Annotated in this window: 18 protein-coding genes; 6 read left to right on the top strand and 12 right to left on the bottom strand. The window is 65.9% G+C overall.

Going from position 1 to position 19903, the window contains the following annotated elements; genetic code table 11:
- From ON22_RS27785 to ON22_RS27765, 5 genes are all read right to left on the bottom strand, one after another.
- A partial coding sequence (locus tag ON22_RS27785) for a class I adenylate-forming enzyme family protein (protein ID WP_051158170.1) occupies positions 1–1599 on the bottom strand: 1599 nt, incomplete at its 3' end.
- The gene (locus ON22_RS27780) at positions 1596–2945 is read right to left on the bottom strand and encodes an MFS transporter (protein ID WP_033247609.1); all 1350 of its coding nucleotides are present in this window, start codon (positions 2943–2945) and stop codon (positions 1596–1598) included. The genes ON22_RS27780 and ON22_RS27785, both read right to left, overlap by 4 nt.
- Positions 2942–3478, bottom strand: coding sequence for a 3-isopropylmalate dehydratase small subunit (locus ON22_RS27775; RefSeq protein ID WP_033247608.1), 537 nt, complete (start codon positions 3476–3478; stop codon positions 2942–2944). The genes ON22_RS27780 and ON22_RS27775 overlap by 4 nt, the downstream gene beginning before the upstream one ends.
- Positions 3475–4719, bottom strand: coding sequence for a 3-isopropylmalate dehydratase large subunit (locus ON22_RS27770; protein ID WP_033247622.1), 1245 nt, complete (start codon positions 4717–4719; stop codon positions 3475–3477). Before ON22_RS27770 ends, ON22_RS27775 begins: the two co-directional genes overlap by 4 nt.
- A gap of 16 nt (positions 4720–4735) precedes the next feature.
- Entirely contained in the window at positions 4736–5602 is an 867-nt protein-coding gene (locus ON22_RS27765; RefSeq protein ID WP_033247607.1) for an isocitrate lyase/PEP mutase family protein, read from the bottom strand.
- Between the two features lie 183 nt (positions 5603–5785).
- On the opposite strand from ON22_RS27765, the gene ON22_RS27760 reads away from it, so the two are divergent.
- Positions 5786–6598, top strand: a complete 813-nt coding sequence (locus tag ON22_RS27760) for an IclR family transcriptional regulator (RefSeq protein WP_033247606.1) — start codon at positions 5786–5788, stop codon at positions 6596–6598.
- A gap of 48 nt (positions 6599–6646) precedes the next feature.
- Here the strand turns inward: ON22_RS27760 and ON22_RS36960 are convergent, their stop codons facing one another.
- Positions 6647–6934, bottom strand: a complete 288-nt coding sequence (locus ON22_RS36960; RefSeq protein ID WP_156052492.1) for a Rossmann-fold NAD(P)-binding domain-containing protein — start codon at positions 6932–6934, stop codon at positions 6647–6649.
- 123 nt (positions 6935–7057) lie between these two features.
- Complete coding sequence (locus tag ON22_RS27745; RefSeq protein WP_051158169.1) at positions 7058–7414, bottom strand: DUF4345 domain-containing protein; 357 nt, start codon at positions 7412–7414, stop codon at positions 7058–7060.
- A 271-nt stretch (positions 7415–7685) separates the two neighbouring features.
- Between ON22_RS27745 and ON22_RS27740 the strand changes: the two genes are divergently transcribed.
- Entirely contained in the window at positions 7686–8234 is a 549-nt protein-coding gene (locus ON22_RS27740; protein WP_156052491.1) for a hypothetical protein, read from the top strand.
- Between the two features lie 51 nt (positions 8235–8285).
- Here ON22_RS27740 and ON22_RS27735 read toward each other — a convergent pair whose 3' ends face one another.
- From ON22_RS27735 to ON22_RS27725, 3 genes are all read right to left on the bottom strand, one after another.
- A complete protein-coding gene (locus tag ON22_RS27735; RefSeq protein WP_033247620.1) occupies positions 8286–10226 on the bottom strand; it encodes an acyl-CoA dehydrogenase family protein in 1941 nt (646 codons plus the stop codon).
- 92 nt (positions 10227–10318) lie between these two features.
- Positions 10319–11272, bottom strand: a complete 954-nt coding sequence (locus ON22_RS27730) for an alpha/beta hydrolase family protein (protein ID WP_033247602.1) — start codon at positions 11270–11272, stop codon at positions 10319–10321.
- Positions 11273–11425: 153 nt separating this feature from the next.
- Complete coding sequence (locus ON22_RS27725; protein WP_033247601.1) at positions 11426–11893, bottom strand: SRPBCC family protein; 468 nt, start codon at positions 11891–11893, stop codon at positions 11426–11428.
- 219 nt (positions 11894–12112) lie between these two features.
- Here ON22_RS27725 and mhpA point away from each other — a divergent pair, with 219 nt between their 5' ends.
- The 3 genes from mhpA to ON22_RS27710 are packed head-to-tail and all read left to right on the top strand — an operon-like array spanning position 12113 to position 15729.
- Entirely contained in the window at positions 12113–13861 is a 1749-nt protein-coding gene (mhpA, locus tag ON22_RS27720) for a bifunctional 3-(3-hydroxy-phenyl)propionate/3-hydroxycinnamic acid hydroxylase MhpA (protein ID WP_051158168.1), read from the top strand.
- A gap of 35 nt (positions 13862–13896) precedes the next feature.
- Complete coding sequence (locus tag ON22_RS27715) at positions 13897–14760, top strand: alpha/beta fold hydrolase (protein WP_033247618.1); 864 nt, start codon at positions 13897–13899, stop codon at positions 14758–14760.
- Positions 14761–14784: 24 nt separating this feature from the next.
- Positions 14785–15729: a 3-carboxyethylcatechol 2,3-dioxygenase gene (locus ON22_RS27710; RefSeq protein ID WP_033247600.1), complete on the top strand. Its 945-nt coding sequence runs from the start codon at positions 14785–14787 to the stop codon at positions 15727–15729.
- A 200-nt stretch (positions 15730–15929) separates the two neighbouring features.
- Here the strand turns inward: ON22_RS27710 and ON22_RS27705 are convergent, their stop codons facing one another.
- A complete protein-coding gene (locus ON22_RS27705; protein WP_033247599.1) occupies positions 15930–16898 on the bottom strand; it encodes a flavin reductase family protein in 969 nt (322 codons plus the stop codon).
- Between the two features lie 31 nt (positions 16899–16929).
- Positions 16930–18183 carry an acyl-CoA dehydrogenase family protein gene (locus tag ON22_RS27700; protein ID WP_051158167.1) on the bottom strand — a complete coding sequence of 418 codons (1254 nt, stop codon included), beginning with the start codon at positions 18181–18183 and terminating at the stop codon, positions 16930–16932.
- A gap of 284 nt (positions 18184–18467) precedes the next feature.
- On the opposite strand from ON22_RS27700, the gene ON22_RS27695 reads away from it, so the two are divergent.
- The gene (locus ON22_RS27695) at positions 18468–19868 is read left to right on the top strand and encodes an MmgE/PrpD family protein (protein WP_033247598.1); all 1401 of its coding nucleotides are present in this window, start codon (positions 18468–18470) and stop codon (positions 19866–19868) included.
- Positions 19869–19903: the final 35 nt, after the last annotated feature.

Here is a 19903-nt window from a genome sequence, read left to right as displayed (position 1 = left end):
GCGGTCTTGGGCGAACGAGATCAGTTCGTCGGCTTGCGCGCTGTGTCCATCCTTGAGAGATACGTAGGCGGCGACAGACTCACCCCGGTACTCATCGGGTATGCCCACTACTGCAGCTTCGAGCACTGCTGGGTGCTCATAGAGGACATCTTCGACCTCTCGCGGCCATACCTTGTACCCGGAGACGTTGATCTGGTCTTTGATCCGGTCGACCAGGTAAACCCAGCCTTGTTCGTCGACGATCGCGCTGTCGCCGGTTCGGAGGCGACCTTCGGGTAGGGCGGCTGAGGACTCTTCTGGTTTGCGCCAGTATCCGCTGATGACCTGGGGGCCGGTGACCACGAGTTCGCCTTGGCTGCCAGGAAGGAGGGGCTGGCCGTCGGGGTCGACTACCTCGACGTTTACTCCTGGGAGCGGTAGTCCGATGGACAGGGTGCCGCTGTCCGGATCGACCGGGGCGCTCGTTTCCGGCGGGACCGCTGTAACTGCCGAGGAGGTTTCGGTCATGCCGTAGGCGTTGTGGATGTAGTGGTCGAAGCGTTCCTGGAAGCGGGCGACGGTGCTCGGTGGGACCGGGGCACCCCCGCTGTACAGCGCTTTGATGGTGGAGAAATGTTCGGCCGTGGCGTATTCCGAGTTCATCATCGCGTTGAAGGCGGTGATGGAGCCGATGGTGTAGGTGACGCCGTGTTCGCGGAGGGCGTCGACGGCTACGTCGGTGGTGAAGCGGCCGGTGAAGACCAGGGAGGTGCGTTCGGTGAGGGCGAGGGCGCCGATGACGACCGCTCCGGTGATGTGGAACAGCGGGGCCAGGGCGAAGACGACGTCGCCGGGGGTGATGCCGGCGAGTTCGGCGAAGCTGGTGGTTACCGCGCGGACGTTGGCGTGCGAGTTCATTGCGCCCTTGGGCGGGCCGGTGGTGCCGGAGGTGTAGGCGAGGAAAGCGAGGTCGTCGGCGTGTACCTGGACCGTTGGGGGTTTCCGGCCGGCGTACTCGTGGGCCAAAGTGAGCAGGTCGGCGTTGGGTGCGTCGGCAGGTTGGTCCGCGGATACCTCAGTGGCAGCGGCGGTTTCGGGTTTGAAGACACGGGGGTCGTTGCGGGACTGGAGGTCCGACTCCGCGGTGCCGAGTACCCACCCGACTGTGGTGCCCTCGACGTCCTCCCGGACCTGCCGCACATCGCGGTCGGTGGTGATGATCCCGACCGGTTCGGCATCGCTGACCAGTTCGCGGAGTTCGCGGCCGCGATACATCGGGTTGAGCAGCAGGGCGATCGCGCCGAGTTTCCACAGGGCGAGCAGGACGAGCGCGTATTGCGGGATGTTCTGGAGGTGGATGCCCACCCGCTCACCGTGGCCCATGCCGCGGTCGGCGAAAGCGGCCGCGAGTGCGTCGGCGAGGTCGTCGGTTTCGCGGACGGTGAGTGTGGTGTCGAAGTAGACGAGGGCCGGGGCGTCGGGTTCGTGCCGGACCCGGTCGTTCCATGCCGCCACGAGTGTGGCGAACTGTTCGGTTACCTCTCGCGGGCGGGACGCCCCGCCCGCCGCACCCTCATCAAATGCGGCGGACGGGGCATTCCCGGTATTACCGGTGGTCATGCGGGCAGTTCCTTGCGGCTGGTTTCGCGGATGGTGGCGACGGTGAGCAGGCCGATGGCGCAGACGCCCATCACCCAGTAGGCGGGCGACATCGCGTTGCCGGTCGATTCGACGAGCTGCGCGGCGACGTAGGGGGCGGTGCCACCGGCGGCGATGGTGCCGATATTGAAGCCCAGCGAGACGCCGGTGTAGCGGACCGTGCGGGGGAACAGTTCGGTGAACAGCGGGAACGCGGGGACCTGGACTACGCCGTTCAGCACCATATAGACGAAGTAGACGAGGCCGATGACGACGATGCTGCTCGTCGCGCCCATGATCATGAAGGCGGGCAGGGCGATCACGACGTAGGCGAGGTAGCCGGCGATGAGGACCGGTTTGCGGCCCCACCTGTCGGTGGCCATACCGCTGAGCGGGAAGGTGGCGCAGGCCAGGGCGATGGCAATGGCGGAAGTCCAGTAGACGGAGTCTTTGGAGAAGCCGAGGTCGTTGATCAGGTAGACGCTGAAGTAGGTGAGGCCGATATAGCCGGAGCCGTTCATGGCGATGGCGACGCCGACGACGCGGGCGACGGACCACGGGTTCTTGGTGACGGTGTCGAGCAGCGGGCTCTTGGTGACCTGCTGCTTCTCGGCCATCTCCTCGAATTCGGGGGTGTCCTCGAGCTTCATCCGGACGCGCAGGCACACGTAGGCGAGGGGCAGCGCGAGCAGGAACGGGATACGCCAGCCCCACGATTCCATCTGCTCATCGGTGGTGGCGAGGGCTACGACGCCCACGACGGCGGCGGCCACGGCGAAACCGAGGGTGGAGCCGACGGGGGTGAAGGAGCCGAAGAAACCACGCTTACGCGGTGGTGCCGATTCGGCGATATAGGTGGCCGCGCCGCCGACTTCGCCGCCGGCGGAGAAGCCCTGGGCGAGGCGGACCAGGACCAGCAGGATGGGGGCGAGGATGCCGACGGCGGAACTGGTGGGCAGCAGGCCGAGGATGCCGCAGGCCACGCCCATGCTGACGACGGTGATGACGAGGGCGTGGCGGCGGCCGCGGCGGTCGCCGAGGCGGCCGAAGAAGATACCGCCGAGGGGGCGGGCTACGTAGGCGACACCGAAGACTGCGAGGGTCGACAGGATCGACACCGCGGAATTGTCGGAGGGGAAGAACAGGGGGGCGATGGTGACGGCGAGGAAGCCGTAGACCGCGAAGTCGTAGTACTCGATGAGGGTGCCGACGCCGCCGGCGATGGCGGCGCGGCGGGCTACCGAGTTCGACTTCTTCGCTGCTGTCGCCGGCAGGGGGCCGGAGGGGTGGGGGTCACTGGACCCGACGCGAGGTTCGAGGTTCGTCATTGAGCTTCTTGTCTTTCGCGTGCGTGCTCGGCGAGCAGGAGTTGATACGAGCCACCGGCTTCGATGACCTTGATGGTCCGCGGGCTCGGTGGATTGCCGACCAGGTCGGTTCCCTCGGGCAGGCGCAGGGTGGCGGTGCGCCAGTCGAGGGCCACGGGGTCGTCGACCTTTACCGAGGTCGAGACGCCGGGGATCGTGATCAACGGCATGCCGTTGAAGGTCTCGCCGCGCCAGAAGCCGGGCGAGAAGGATTCCGCGACGATGGCCGAGATCCCCGCATTGCGGAGAGCGACCATGGGTGGATAGTGCGGATGACCGTAGCCGAAGTTGCGACCGCCGACGATGATATCGCCGGGGCGGACGCGGTCGGTGAAGGTGGGGTCGTAGGCCTGCATACACACCGAGCGCAGGTGGTCGGGGTCGTAGGACTTGATGTTGGAGACGCCGACGACGAGATCGATATCGAAATCGTCGCCGAAGATCCAGGCGACCTTGCCTTCGATGAGGTCGGGCGGTGGGGGATAGGCGCTCACTGGACCGACTCCTGGATCGTGCCGGTGAGGGCGCTGGCGGCGACGGTGTAGGGGGAGCCCATGTAGATGTTGGCGTCGGGGCTGCCCATGCGTCCGGAGATGTTCAGGACGCCGGTGGAGATGCAGTTCTCGCCGGGTTGCAGGGGTTTTTGGTAGCCGAAGCAGAAATCACAGCTCGATATGTTGATATGTGCACCTGCGGCGCGGAGGACGTCGAGGATGCCCTCGTTCTCGGCCTGCTCGTACACCTTCTGTGAGGTGGGGACGACATTGAGTTCGACGCCGGGGGCGACCTTGCGGCCGTCGAGGACCAGGGCGGCGGCGCGCAGGTCTTCGATGCGACCGCTGGCGCAGGAGCCGATGAAGGCTTTGGTGATCGGGGTGCCGGCGAGTTCCTGGGCGGTCTTGGTGTTGACGGCGCGGGCCGAGCCGGGCAGCACGACGCGAGGGGTGAGGGTCGCGAGGTCGATCTCGTAGCGGGCCGCGTAGGTGGCGTCGGCGTCGGGATACACCGGGTCGAAGCTGCGGCGGGCGACTGTGTTCGCGTAGGCCAGCGACATCTCGTCGGGTTCGAAGATGGCGGAGACGGCGCCGGTGAACATCGCCATTCCGCACAGGCCCTGGCGGTGGTCGATGGCCATGGAGCGAGCGCCGGGGCCGCCGAATTCCATCACCTGATGGGCGCAGCCGTCGGCGCCGACCATATCGATGATGGTGTGCACGAGGTCGCGGCTGTCGACGCCGGGCGGGAACTCGCCGACCAGGTCGAAACGGGTGGTGGCGGGGATATCGACGAAGACCTGGCCGGTGACCCAGGCTTCGATGAGGTCGCGGCGGATGCCCCAGCCGAGGGCGCCGAAGGCGCCGATACCGCTGATATGGCCGTCGAAGTGGACGAGGAATTCGCCGGGGATGGCGAGGCCGAGTTCGGCGGTGAGCTGGTGGCCGATACCGCGGCCCTCGTGCAGCTCGATGCCGTAGAACTCGCACCAGTCGCGGGTGACCTGGTGGACCTCGAGCTCTTTCTCGTTGCCCTTCGTCAACATGTGGTCGATGAAGACGATGTAGCGGCTCGGGTCCTTCAGTTCGGTGATCCCGAAGTCTTCGCGCATCTGCCGGAACATCACGTCGGTGTAGCCGGGGAAGTCGTAGGCGATCATGCGTGCCGGCTGCACCGGGTGGTTCTCGCCGGCGCGGACCGTTTTCTGATCCGAGGCGCGGCCCAGGATCTTCTCCGTCATCGTGTAACCCACGGCGTTACTGCTCCTTCGCGGGTAGGTACTTGTTCTGCATGGCCTCGACCTCGGGGAAGCCGATCAGTTCCACGAATTCGTGGTGCTGGAGCGCATCGGCGCTCACCTGGGCCGGTGCTTCGCCCGCGGCCAGCCGTTTCAAGGTGGACTGGGCTGCTCCGGCCACCGCCATCAGGACCTGGGTGGGCAGCAGGGCCAGCCGGACGCCGATCTGGTCGAGGATTTCCGGGGTGAAATCGCGTTCGGTCCAGGTGGAGGCCGTAAGGGTAGCCATCAACGGTACGCCGACCTCTTCGTGGCAGCGCTGCCACTGTTCGACGGTTTCGAAGGTTTTGGTGACCGGCATGATCATGTCGGCGCCGGCCTCGACATAGGCCTGGGCGCGGCGGAGGGCGTCGTCGCCGCGGGCGTCGGTGCGGGCGATCAGCAGGACGTCGTCGGGGATGGAGTCGCGGACGGCGCGGATCTTGCCGGTGGCCTCGGGGACGGTGATCAGGTCGACCGGGTCGCCTACGCAGATGGGGCAGGACTTGGGGGAGACCTGGTCTTCCATGAACATTCCGCCGACGCCCGCGTCCACGAACTTGGCGGCGGTGCGGGCGGCGTTGACAGCGTTGCCATAGCCGGTGTCTATATCGGCGACCAGGGGCAGTTTCGAGGATTCGCGGATGGTGCGTACTGCCTGGAGGTTCTCGGTCTGCGTGTAGAGCTCGGCGTCGGGGAGGCCCAGGGCGGCGGAGACCGCGAAACCGGAGGCGCACAGGGCACTGAAACCGGCCTGTTCGGCGAGGCGGGCGGTGAGGCCGTCCCATACGCCGGGGGCGTAGACGAGTCCGTTCGACGTGAGGTCTTTCAAGGTCGGGCTGCGCACCAGTCCACTCTCCGTTTCGCAATGCGGAATGCGTTTCGTATTTCGATATGCAGACGGTAAGGTGGGCCGGGTCACAAAGTCAACCCCGATCGGGCGATGTGTTCGTAAGGTGGCGGCATCGATCGGACGAACCGTGGAAGCGAGTGAGAATCAGTGGCTGTGCCCACGTCGCCGAAGGCGAGCATGCCTACCGGGCCGAAGGCGGCCGGGCCTACCGAGTCGGAAGCACCGGCAGGTCGTGACCTGGTGGGCGCTGTTCTCAAGGCGTGCACGCTGCTGGGTCACTTCAGTGCCGACCGGCCCGTCTGGACGCTGAACGACCTCACCACGGCCAGCGGGATGAACAAGACCACGGTGTTCCGCCTGATGGCCACGCTCGTCGAGGCAGGCTGGGTGGACCGCACCGGCGAGGGCGCCTATCGGGTGGCGATGCCCGTATTCGAGATCGGATCCGCAGCGCTGGCGAAACTCGATATCCGTTCCGCGGCAAAGCCGTTCATGTCCGAGCTGGCGACTGCTTTCGGGAACACGGCCTACCTGATGGTGCCCGCGGAACAGGGTGCGGTGTGCATCGATCTGCTCGAGGGCCGGAACTCGCTCGTGGTGGCCGGGATCAACGTCGGATCGGTGATGCCCTACCACGCGGCAGCGGGGCCGACGGTCATGCTCGCACATTCGAAAGCGTTGCAGGACAGGTGGATAGCCGAGGAGTTGCCGTCGATCACCGACCGGACGATCACCGATGTCGAGCGGCTGGCCGAGCACCTCGCGGAGATCCGGGAAGCCGGCTATTCGCTGAGCAACTCCGACTACCTGCCGGGGGTCGCCGCGGTGGCCGCGCCGATTCTCGGGCGCGACGGTTCGGTGGTGGCATCGATCAGTGTGGGCGGGCGGGCCGAGGAATTCGAGGGTGAGGCGCTCGCGGCGAAGATCGAGCGGGTATGCGACGCCGGAGCGCGGATCACCAGGATTGTGCAAGCATTACCGCGGGGTTGAGGCACACCTGCATTACTGATCTCCTCGGTTTCGAGCCGGTGGGGCCGGTCAGCGGGAAAGGACAGGGTAGTTCTCGAGGTCGACGCTGCGGTGATCACCACCGGCGGCGGCGAGTTCGCCGGCCAGGATATAGGCGCCCACAAGGGCGAGGCTGGTGCCGATACCGGACATCGGGGAGGCGCAATAGCCCGCATCGCCCAGCAGTACCGTCCGGCCGCGTGCCCACGTTCCCATCTGAACCTGGTGAATCCGGTCGAAGTAGAAGTCGGGGGCGTCCCAGATAGCAGGCAGGATCCGCGGAATTTCCCACCCGTCGCCCTCGAAGGTGCGAACCACGAGCCGTTTCTGCTCGTCGATATCGGCGCGGTCGATCGGCAGTGGCTCCGAACGCAGGAAGAACCCGGCGACCGCGGTGCCCGGTAATAGCCGCAGGGTCGGTCGGCGCGGCCATTACTCGATTCAGCGGGCCGGACGGTCCAGCCTGCCGAGGACCTCCACCACGACCGGTGCCGCAAGTTCCACGCCGAGGAGTAGATCGTGGAAGCGGTGTGGCCGGCCCACGGTGGCTCGGGTGACGAGCCGGCTTGCTCCACCCAGGGCCATCAGGCCGGAAAGCACTCTGAGTCGCGGCAGGTTCGGGGTCGGGGAAGCCGCGGCCTCGACCCAGCCCAGACCGTAGGCAACGAAGGCAGAACCCATGAAACGTACGTGGGAATCGACCGTCGCGTCTGTGTTCATCCCCGGTTCCGCTCGCGTTCCGGCCACCAGCTGAACCGCCCCGATCGCGACACACGACCATCCGGCAACACGTCCCATAACTCCGAGCTTCGACATGCAGTCATTCTGGCATCACCAGTCGGGCAGGAGGCCGGTATTTCCGCCGTGACACTCGCCTGGCTACGGGGATGTCGTCGGCCGGGGTCTCACCGGATCGAGAACAGCACCACGGCCGCCGGCACCATCGTGATCGTGAGCACCATCGCTACGTAGACGATTGCCATGCCGGGTGTTGTCTGAGGTTGTGGGCCTATCGCGCCGTCTACGTATCATGCTCGCCCGCTTGGACGAAGCAGCTGACAATGGGCAGGTGAGTAAAGGAAAACCGATCCGGGGCGACGGGAATTCGGGCACGCTGATCGTGATGTGGTTGGTGTGTCTGCCGCTCGCCTGGTTCTTCGGACATCTGATCATCGATATACCGGTCCGCAACGCCGAAGTGGTGATGGCAGGTCTCGATTGGGCTGGAGAACAGGGCACTCTGACGGTCACCCGGTCCGAACGGGTGTATGAGGGAGGCGGCCGGGGAGGCGGTCACCGAACCACCCACTGTTTCGGAGATTTCGCACCGGCGCACGGATCCGAGCGACTCCTCGATATCCGTGTTCACGTGGACGGTGATTGCGATGCAGGACGTGAGCTACCGGCGCGGTTGGTACGTGCGGACCCGGAGAACTGGATCGACGGTAACGACCGAGACCATGCCTACGCCGGGGCCGGGTGGGTTTCGGCGCTGCTCGTCGGGTTGTTCATGGGTATCTTCCTGCTGCTCGTCGGAGGAATTCCGATCGTCTGCGTGGTCTTGTTTCCGCTGATGCTCCTGCAGCGCCTCTGGACCGACCGTGGCCGAACATCCTGACGACGATCGGCCCCGGGGTCCGCAGCATCGGAAGGTTCGTCGCGGCCACGATCACTGAAAAGCACCCGCCCGCAACCACGGCCGCAGCAGGTTCTCCTCGGTGGACGGACCGGGTTGCCAGTCGGCGATCCACGGACCGGTGCCTTCGCTCTGATCGAGGACGCCCTCTTCCAGCCACCGGTAGCGGCCGTCGAACACATTGCGTGCCGCGCGGACATCCTCGTCGTCGGTGTTGTCCCAGAGCGCATCGAACAGCTCCCGCACCCGGATTCGTGCCTGCCGGCAGAAAAGGTCGGCCAGTTCCCCGGCGGCTTCCCCTTCCGGCGTGCCGCGCTCGGCCTGTGCTCGGACGCAGACCGCCGACATGGCGAACAGTTCCGCTCCGATATCGACGAGTCGGCCCAGGAACACCTGCCGGTATTCGAGCTTCGCCTGCCAGCGTGCCATGCCGTACACCAGTGAGCGGGCTTGTTTGCGGGCCATGCGTTCGACGAAACGCATATGGGGTGCCAGTGAACCGAAGTCGGTGAATGCGGCCGGTGTCGTGCCGGGGCCGACGGCCAGCTGCGGGAACCATTTGGCGTAGAAACCGCCGGCGCCCACCGCGGACTTGGCTTTCTCCTTGAACTCCGCATGCCGGTCGACGAGTGCTCCGGCGGCGGCCATATGCGCGTCGGCCATTTCGCGGGCGATGAGCAACCGCATTATCTCGCTGGAGCCTTCGAAGATCCGGTTGATTCGCAGATCGCGAACGAGCTGCTCGGCGCCGACCGCGCGTTCGCCCCGCGCTCGTAGCGATGCCGCGGTCTCGTATCCGCGGCCGCCGCGGATCTGCAGGAGTTCGTCGGCGATCCGGCAGCTCATCTCCGAGGACCAGAGCTTGGCGAGCGCTGCCTCGATGCGGATATCGTTGCGGTTCTCGTCGCACATGGTGGCCGAGAGGTCGAGTACGGCCTCCAGGGCGTAGGTCGTGGCGGCGATATAGGACACTTTGGCCGAGACCGCGGCGTGCTCGCCGACCGGACGGCCCCACTGCACCCGGGCGGTACTCCATTCGCGGGCGATCTTCAGTGACCATTTGGCGGCCGCGGTGCACAATGCCGGAATGGCGAGCCGGCCGGCGTTGAGTGTGGTCAGGGCGATTTTCAACCCGTCGCCTTCACGGCCGATCAAGTTCTCGCGAGGGACCCGGACGTTGTACATGCGGGTGACGCCGTTCTCGAGACCGCGCAGGCCCATGAACGAATTGCGCCGCTCCACGGTGATACCTGCGCTTCCGGCTTCGACGACGAAGGCGGAGATACCGCCGCGGTGCCCGCCGCTCTTCGGCACCCGCGCCATCACCACCAGCAGTTCCGCGACCACGCCGTTGGTGGTCCACAGTTTGACGCCGTTCAACTCGTAGGCCGAACCGTCGGCTGTCGGGGTCGCGGTGCTGGCCATCCGGGCCGGGTCGGAGCCGACATCGGGTTCGGTGAGCAGGAAAGCGCTGATCGCGCCCTTCGCGCAACGCGGTAGGAAGCGTTCTTTCTGCTCCGGCGTGCCCGCCAGTTTCAGCGGTTCGGGGACGCCGATCGACTGGTGCGCGGACAGCAGCGCGCCCAGGCTGGGGTGAACCGAACCGGTGAGCATCAGTGCCCTGTTGTAGCCGACCTGGGAAAGGCCTTGTCCGCCGTAGTCGCGGGGAATCTTCAGGCCGAAGCAACCGAGGTCGGCGAGGCCCTGCACGTACTGCTCCGGAATACGGCCCTGTTCCTCGATCACGCTGCCGTCGAGGGTCTCGCAGTAGGTGCGGAGCCGGGTCAGATACGCATCGGTCTCGGCGGTGTCCTCCGCGCTGGGGCGCGGAAACGGGTGGATCAGGTCCACCCGGTAGCGGCCGAGGAACAGCTCCTTGGCAAAGGACGGTTTGGACCAGGTGGCCTCGCGGGATTCTTCGACGAGCTGTCGGGCCTGTTCCTCGGTGGCGTCGACTTTCGCGGCAGTGCTCATGCTGCCCTCCTCGGAGGTGATGGCGGTCACATCCGAGTGTAAGAGTGTTTGTTACCGGCCGGTAGGTCTGAACGGCGATAACCTGCCGGCGCTCAGGGGTTACCGGCGGGCCGGGCGGATTCGAGGCGGCCCAGTGGATGGTTCGCGGCGAGGGATTCGCAGGCCATTTTCCAGCCGGTGCTATCGATGCCGAAAATATGCCGGAGATAAGCCGTGGTGACCTGTTGGATCAGGGCGACGCGTTCCGGATTCTCGTCGGTTGTTTCCGCGACCCGGTAACCGGAGATACCGCCGAGGAAGTGTTCGGCTCCGAACAGCGTGAGCAGGCTCTTGTCGCCGGGGCTCAGGGTGTAGGGGTCGGTGGTCCAGTCGGGGCCGCGGACGGTCAGGGGGTAGTCGTCGGCGTCGCCGGCGACCACGAGAGTGGGCGTGGCCATCTGCGAGAAGTCTTGATCCGACAGCCACGCCGCGTGCTCGCGAGCGAACGGGGTCAGGCATTCGCCGCCTTCGCCCGCCGTGGCCAGCAGGATGCCCGCGGTGATCCGGGATTCGGCGCGGTCTTCGACCTGCCCGGTGCTCGGGTCGCGGACGCGCAGGCCCAGCAGAATGCCTGCCGTCTGGCCGCCGAAGGAGTGGCCGGCTGCCGCGATACGGGTTCGATCGGGCCGCCCGGCGAGACCGGGGACCGCCGCTTCCAGCACGTCCAGGTTGTCGAGGATGCGCACCATATCGTCGACGCGGAACCGCCAGTGGTGAGGCCGGCGGAGATCGTCGGCGACGAAGGGGAGCGTTTTCGAGTCGAGATGGGTGGGCTGGAGTACTACGAAACCGTGGGCGGCCCAATGGTCGGCGAGGGGGCCGTAGCCGTCCAGCGATGAGCTGTAGCCGTGAGAGAGCAGGATGAACGGCAGATCTCGGCCGGTCACCGGTGCGGAGACGCGGACGTGCAGGTCCTCGCCGCGATCCGGTGCGGGCAGCGCGATCGGTTTGACCGAGACGACCGGAGTAGCGGCGGGGCCCGGGATACCGTAGTTCGAGCTTGTCATCGGGGTTCGGTGTCCTCTTGCTTCGTTCCGCACAGCGCCCGGCCGGTGACCTGGCAGACGCCGGAAGCGGATCGATTCAGTGATCGTGGGCGCCACGACGGCCCTGCGCACCGGCCGGTCTGCCGAGACGAGGTCGCCGGACGAGCAGCTGGGTTACGGGTTCTCGACCGTCCGGGCGAGAATGCCGAGGGTGGCCCGGAGTCCCGATTCGGGGATGATCGGGAAGATCCCTGCCTCCCGGTAGGGCGCTGCGATTCTGCTCCAGTCGTAGTAGGACGTCACCAGGGTGCCGGTCTCGCTGGGCTCCAGACGGTAGCCGTAGAGGTGTTCGATCGGCGGCTGGATCGTGCCGGAGATCGTCCATTCGATATGTGCGTCCTGCTCGAACGCCGTGATGATCACTGTGACGTCGTATTTGCCCATCGGGAAATCGTTGAGCGATTCACGATCCATATGCACCAGGAACTCGTCCCCCACCGCGGTGACGGGTTTGCCTTCGGCGGATTGCAGCATGCCCGAACTGTCGATCGCCACATGCCCGGCGGGCGAGCACAGCAGGGCGAAAATCTCGGCCGGTCGCGCCGCGATCTCGCGTCGGACCTCGAACCGTTCGTCACTCATGAGTTCAACCTTCGCACAACGGCGCTGAGCGGGCAGCGGCAACGGCAGTCGGCCGGGGCCGGTGCGCTTTCCACTGCGCGAGAAAGCTGCGTTGACGGGGCCCGGCGGTGCCGTGTTCCTATTGGACCCGAATCGTAAAGCTCATGACTGCGACAGCGGGAGTCCTTTCGGGGCCTTCCGCCACTGGATTGCGTCCGTATGGGATGGAGATAGGTAGCCATGGACACCACCCTCGATAGCGAAGTCGTCATCGTGGGCGCCGGACCCACCGGTTTGATGCTTGCGAATATTCTGGGAATGTACGGGCGCACGGTTACCGTTCTCGAGGCGCAGGATCGGCTCATCGATTATCCGCGGGGCGTCGGTATGGACGATGAATCGTTTCGCACCATCCAGACCGTGGGGTTGGTGGAAACGGTGCGGCCCCATACCAATCCGCGGCATATCATGCGGCTGGTCAACGGGTCCGGGAAGACGATTCTGGTCAACGATCCGAAAACCGACGAGTTCGGGTGGGCGCGTAAGCACGGGTTCATCCAGCCGGAGGTGGATCGGGCGTTGTACGAGGGGTTGGAACGTTTCCCGAATGTGCGGGTCCTGTTCGGGCACAGTGTCGAGAACGTGCTCGAGGACGGTGGTTCGGTAACCGCTGTCGCGCGGGTATCGGATTCGGCGGGAATTGCCGAGGAACGGCAGTTCCGGGCGCGCTACCTCGTGGGCTGTGAGGGCGGGAAATCGCCGACACGTAAACGGATGGGGGTTCGTTTCGAGGGTGAATCACCTGCCACCCGTTGGCTGGTGGTCGATGTGGCCGATGATCCGCTGGGCACGCCGAATGTCTTCCTCGGCGCGGACCCGAAGCGTCCCTATGTCTCCATCGGTCTGCCGCATGCGGTGCGGCGGTGGGAGTTCATGCTCCGCGACGACGAGACCGAGGCGCAGGTCACCGATCCGGTGTTCGTGAACGCGCTGCTCGCCGACCATGTTCCGGACCCTGCCGGCTTGAATTTCATCCGGAGGCGGGTGTTCACCCATCACGGCCGCGTTGCTTCCAGCTTCCGCAAGGGCCGTCAAATGATCGCCGGGGATGCGGCGCATCTCATGCCGGTGTGGATGGGGCAGGGCTGGAATTCGGGGATGCGGGACGCCACGAATCTCGGCTGGAAACTCGCGGCGGTACTGTCCGGCCAGGCGGGGGACGCGCTGCTCGATACCTACACCGCGGAACGTAAGGACCATGCGAAAGCGATGGTCGATCTCTCGCTGACCTTCGGGAAATTCATCAAGATAACCAACCCGGTGGCGGCGGCGGCCCGCGACGGAATCAGTGCCGTAATCAACCTCTTTCCCAAGGTGAAGAGCTATTTCGCCGAGATGCGATTCAAGCCGATGCCGCGCTACACGCAGGGTGTGCTCGCCGATCCGACCACGCGGGCGGCCGGGCACGCCGCCGCGGAACTCACCAGCAGGCTCGTCCCGGTGCGGACGGCGACCACCAAGGTTTCGCCGGTCGGAGTGCAGTTCCCGCAGCCGCGGGTGAACACCCGGGAACAGTCGGATGTGCTGCTCGACGATGTGATCGGTAACTGGTGGACGGTGCTGGTGTGGGGTAATGACCCCACCGACCTGCTCCCGCCCGATTCGGTGGCGAAACTCGCGGCACTCGGAGCCAGGCTCGTCGCCGTGGTGCCCGAGACCCAGCGGCAATGGGCCGAACGATCGATGGACCCCGGCGTGCTGGTGCTGGGTGACCACACCGGTCGCGTCAAAACCTGGTTCGACGATCGCCCGACCCCGCTGGTGTTCCTGCGCCCGGACCGATTCGTGGCCGGCGCCTGCCTGACCCAGCACGCACCGGAAACCCTGGACGCCATTCTGCGAGCGATGGCATTCACCGGCGAACCTGCCGCTCCGGGCGGTGACACTGCTGCCGCTACCGGCGATGACAGTGCCCAGCTCGCCCTATGACCACCGGAACCCCACTCGCGCAGGAGGCCGCTGCCATGACAGCACCAGCAATTCCCGACTACATCACCGACGATTTCTTCGGTCTGGCGGATAAATGGCTCGAGACGGCGCCGGGCGAGCTCACCCACTATCACGAGCTGGGGGAGGGCACACCGATTCTCTTCCTGCACGGTTCCGGCACCGGTGTCACCGCGGCCGCGAATTGGTGGCTCAACCTGCCGGTGATCAGCGAATACGGCCGGTGCATCGCCATCGATTCGATCGGCTACGGGCAGAGCGTGGTGGCCGAGGGCACCGAATACGGAATCAAGGACTGGGTCCGCCACGCGGTCCGTGTGCTGGATGCGCTCGGGATCGAAAAGACCTGGATCGTCGGGAATTCGCTAGGCGGCTGGCTGGCCTTCCAGTTCGCCATCGACTTCCCCGAGCGTCTGCTGGGGGTCGTGTCGATGGGCACCGGTGGGGCGCAGTTGACGGGCGCGCTCGCGTCCCATTCGCAGCCGGACCTGTCTATGGACGGTATCCGCGCGACGCTCGAAAAGTTCGTGGTGGACAAATCTTTGGTGACCGACGAACTGGTCGAGCTGCGTTACCGGGCCGCGCTGAACGATACGGCGTCGGATCGGCTCGCCGCCGTCGTCGCGGCGCGCGATCGTGACCGTTACGCGCTGCCCTTGGATTTCGACGTGCTGGGACAGCTCGAGCTGCCGGTGCTGCTGATCCACGGGGTGCAGGATGTGGTCATCCCGGTATCGCGCACCTGGGAACTGCTGAATGTGATCCCCAGTGCCGATTCCCATATCTTCAGCCGGTGCGGCCACTGGTCGCAAGTGGAGCGTGCGGTGGATTTCAACGATATCGTCACGCAATTCCTTGCGTCGCATGGTGTTACGCGCTAGCGCGCGGGCAAAGGAGCTTTTCCGATGACTCAGGCACTGGTGTGCATGTCGCACAGCCCGCTACTGCACCACACTGATCCGCCCGCCGAGACCAAGGCCGCCGTCGAGGCTGCGTTCGCGCAGGCCCGCGCTTTCGTGCAGGACTTCGATCCCGATCTCGTCGTCAATTTCGGCCCGGACCATTACAACGGTTTCTTCTACGATCTGATGCCGCCTTTCTGTATCGGATTCACGGCCCGGGGTATCGGTGATTACGATTCGTTCGCCGGAACACTCGACGTTCCCGGCGACCTCGCCGAGGAGCTCGCCCAGCACGTGATGGATCGCGATATCGATGTCGCGATATCGCGGCGAATGCACGTGGATCACGGCGCGGTTCAGCCCATGGAGATCCTGTACCGGGGTGATGTCGCGGCCAAACCGGTGGTGCCCGTATTCGTCAACTCGGTGGCGCGGCCACTGGTCAAGATGTCGCGCATCCGGGAATTCGGCCGGGCCGTGGGCTCTTACTTCCAGGGCTCGGATAAGCGGGTGCTGTTCATCGGGTCCGGTGGTCTGTCGCATGATCCGCCGGTGCCGCGTATCGAGACGGCCACCGATGTCCAGCGCGAGATGCTCATCGACGGCCGCAACCCGACCCCGCAGGCCCGGACAGCCCGGGAAGAACGCACGATCAGCACCGCCCTCCGGTTCGCGGCGGGGCAGGCCGATATCTTGGACCTCAATCCCGAATGGGACCGGTCTTTCCTGGATGTGTGCCGCTCCGGCCGGGTCGAAGGATTCGATACCTACACCGTCGACGAGATGGCCGCGGCGGCCGGCCATTCCGTGCACGAGGTCCGGACCTGGGTCGCTGCCTACTCCGCGCTACGGGCCTGCGGCGAGTACACCGTCGATTACGAGTTCTACCGGCCGATCAGGGAATACATCGCCGGCTTCGCCCTCACCACCGCCACACTGCGGCCCTGATCGAACACTCGGCCGCCGCCGGGGGAATCCCGCGGCGCCGCTTCTGCCCGGCGCAACCGGGCACTGACCCCACTGGGGAAGTCGGCAGTTCGGGCACACGATGAGGGTGCGCCCGAACTGCCGATCCATATCAGGGGGTTGTTCGCCGCGGTCGTCGGCGACCGCGGCGCTCGGGAGAAGCCGCACTCGACCGGGCACCTCTACCCGCTGTCACCCCGGCCCAGCAGGGTGGCGAGCACGCGTTCGGTGGTGGCCAGATCCTCATGCGAGATTCCGCGGAGCTGCTGCTCGGTGAAACGTTCCGCACTGCGGCGCAGGGCCGAGCGGACGCGCCGTCCATCGTCGGTGAGGGCCCAGATGCCGTCCTGGTTCCGGCGTACCTGATCCTTTTCCACGAGCGCGGACAAAGCGTCGTCCACAGCGTTCTCACCGAGGAAGGTGTCGTGTTCCAACACGTCACGGGTGCAGCTGCCGCGTGACAGGCGGTTGAGTACCCGGCCCGTCGCCAGCGTGACGCCCAGCCGGTTGCGGTGGTTCTGGAACAGCGCCGACATATGGTGATCGGTGGCCTGCAGCAGGGACGTGAACAGCGATTCCTCGGACCGGTCGCCGGTCGCGGTGGCGGGCAGATGCGCCGCCAGCGCCAGATCCGGGTGACCCTCGGCCACGCTGTACTGGCCCTGGGTGAACAGCAGCGGGGCGCCCTCGTAGCGGGCGAAACGTTGCACCCGGCCCACCAGAATGTGGTGGTCGCCGCCGTCGACGACCGTCTCGGTGACACATTCGAAATGCGCGAGGACCCCGTCGAGCAGCGGGTCGCCGTGTGCGCTCGCGGTCCAGTGGACCTGGTCGAATTGTTCCGGCTGCGGCCGGCCGAACAGGGCGGACAGCTCCATCTGATGATCGGCCAGGACGTTGATCCCGAAATGTCCGCTGCCGAGGAACGCCGCCGCGCTACGGGACTCTTTGCGGATCGACCACAGCACGAGCGGCGGGTCCAGCGAGACCGCCGAGAACGAGTTCGCCGCCATCCCGTAGAGCCGGTCGTCGGAGCGCGTGGTCACCACGGTGATACCGGTGCTGAACTGGCCGAGTGCCCGGCGGAAGGCACGGGCATCGGCGGCCGGATCGCCCTCCTCGAGCAGGGCGGTGGCGGTCTGGTCGATCATCTGACTCAACGGAGCGGTCCTATCCGGTGGGCTACTTGTAATAGTTCAGGGTGCCGAGGTCTTTGAACGGTGCGGGCGGGATCTCGAAGAGCGTTTTGATGTACTGCCCGGCGGCGAGTTCTTTACCGGCCGACCCGTGGTTGCGGGCGGCCATGAGGTCGCGCATGGTCTGCTGCAGGGGGTTGGCGCTGGAGGTCGCGGCGGCGCCGGCGATCGGCCAGATATCGGAGAAGGATTCGAAACAGGTCGCGATGGAATCGGCGGCTTCGAACCGGATCCGCATCCGCTCGAGCGGGGGAGCTTCCTCGCCCCGGCAGGCCACATCGAACAGATCCCGCCAATTCTGGAGATGGCGTTGTTTGACCGTGCGGATACGGGTCAGGGCATTCGCCACCTTCAGGTGCAGGAACGGGTTCTGGGCCGCCGGTGCACCGGTGCCCTGGCGTGTGAGCCGCACCCGGGACTGTTCGACGAAGGTATCGATACCGGCCGTGGCGGTGCCGATCGCGGTGTTCGCCGGGGTCGAGTTGAAGATCGACGGGAACGACACCCAGTACAGCGGCCGGTTGTTCACCGCCCAGCCGGGGTTGGCGTCGTTGTAGGTGTCGACCAGCAGGTGGGTGCGGTAGTCGGGGACGAAGGTGTCGGTGAGGGTCACCGCTTTGCTGCCGGTGCCCTTCAAACCCTGTACATCCCAGCTATTGTGGTCGATCGTGAGATCGGCGACCGGGACAACAAAGTTGCGGTCACCGCCGCCGAGGATGACCCACTGGGCGTGATCGACCCCGCTGGAGAAGGTCCAGGTGCCGTTCAGCCGGTAGCCGCCGTCCACCTCTTCGTACTTGCCGATGGGCGCGTAGGAACTGGAGGCGCGGGCGTCGGGATTCTCGCCCCAGAACTCGTCCTGCATACGTTCGTCCATGAGGGCGATCTCGAAGGAGTGCACATTGAGCTGGCCGGCGATCCACGCCGCGGCGCTATCCGCTTCGGCGATCCGCATGATGCCCTCGAAGAACGCGGCGGGGGCCATCTCCAGCCCGCCGTAGCGCAGGGGAGTGAAGGCGCGGAACAGGCCGGTGCCGATCATCGCCTCGACCGACGCGTCGGGAACGCGGCCCTCCGCTTCGGCGGTATCGCGGCCCGCGCGGATGGTGTCGCGGATGGTGTCCACGGCCTCCAGGAAACGCCGGCCCTCATCGATCGCGCGGTCGCGGTACGCGGTCCAGTCCTCGGTACGGGGCCCGGAATAATCGATAGGGGTCGGGGTATTCGCTGTGGTCAGCATTTATAGGATCTCCTTCGACGAGCCGCGTGCACTTGGCTCGAGGATATGCCCGGCCCCGGTGAGTCCCTGAGCCTCGTCTTCCGGGGAATGGAATAGCGGGCGGAATTCTTTCCGCGGCTGCTCCGGGCCTTTTACGGTTTAGCTCGAAATGCATCCGCGCCCGGGTTGGACGTCCTTTCCAACGCGCGGAATGGGAATGTTCCGGCCGGGAACCGGCCGCTCTAGTCTCGACTCGGCCGATAGTCCCGGCCCCCTTGCCGCGCGACCCGCTTCTGGAGGCTTGTATGACAGCAGCACTGATCGACCGCATCGTCGGTCATGTTCTCGACACCCCGTTCGAGGCGCTGAGCGAATCCGATGTGCTCGCGGCGAAGAAGCGGCTCATCGATACGCTGGGTTGCACGCTGTCGGGTGTGTCGGTGGCGGGTAACGACGCTGTACTCGGGCTTTTCGGCAGCTGGGGCGCAGCGCCCGAGGCGGGGATCCCCGGACGCAGTGAGCGGATGCCGCTACCCCATGCCGCCATGGTCGCCTCGCTGCAGGCCCGGTCGTTCGATTTCGAGGTGACCGGCCCCGAACCGGAGGGTAGTAACGCGGGCAAGATGGTCGGGCACGTCAGCAGCACGACCGAACCCGTGGCGCTCGCCGTGGGCGAATACACCGGGGCATCCGGGAAGGAGCTGCTCACGGCCGTCGTGCTCGGCGGCGATGTGGCCGCCCGGGTGTCTGTATCCGACCGGTTCGATTTCGATACCAGCTTCGAGGTCTGCGGCACCTCCAACGCCTTCGGCGCCACCGCGGTGGCCGGGCGCCTGCTCGGGCTCGACCACGATCAACTGTGCAACGCCTACGGAATCCTGCTCAACCTCATGGCCGGTTCCTTCCAGGGCATCTGGGACGGGGCGCATTCGTTCAAACTGCCCGGTGCCATGGCCGCCTATAACGGCATCCTGGCCTGCCAGCTGTCGCTACGGGGCTTCGGTGGTGTGAAGGACGCGCTGGAGAGTCGCGTCGGATACTTCTCCATGTACTGCCGGGAGCCGGCGCCGGACAATATGGTCGAAGACCTGGGCACCACCTTCTACGTCCACGGCCAGCACAAACTGCATCCGTCGTGCTACGGCAACCACAATCCGATCGAGGCCGTTCTGCAGATCCGCGCCGAGCACGAGTTCGCCGTCACCGAGGTGCAGGGCGTCGAACTCGATGTGCCGCCCAACCGGGTCGACCATTTCCTCAACCAGGTCCCGACGGTGACCGACGACCAGCCGAAATCGCTGTTCACCATCCCCTACGGCGTCGCGAACGCCATCGTTCGCGGCCGTCCGGAGCTCGAGCATTACGTGGCGCCGGCCATCCACGACCCCCAGGTTCTGGATATCGCGAGCAAGGTCCGGCTGCTGCCGAACCTGCCGCTGGGCAACAACCAGGCGAGCCGGTTGCGGATCGTCCTCACCGACGGCCGAGTGCTGGAAGCCGAACGCAGCGCACCACTGGGCTGGCTCGGCAATCCGACGCCCATGGAATCGATCGTCGACAAGTTCTGGCGCAATGTGCGCTTCTCCCGCACCGTCTCAGCGGAGTCCGCGGGGCAGGCGCTGGAACTCATCCAGGGGCTCGAGGAGCTGTCCGACGTCACGCCGCTGGCGGCCGCGCTGACTCTCACCCCCGTTGCCGCTGCCTGATTCTCGCAGCGAGCCGAACCACGAAAGGGATTTTC

This window comes from Nocardia carnea NBRC 14403 (assembly GCF_000308515.1).
GTDB lineage: Bacteria > Actinomycetota > Actinomycetes > Mycobacteriales > Mycobacteriaceae > Nocardia > Nocardia carnea.
This window is presented reverse-complemented; position numbering and strand designations above follow the sequence as displayed.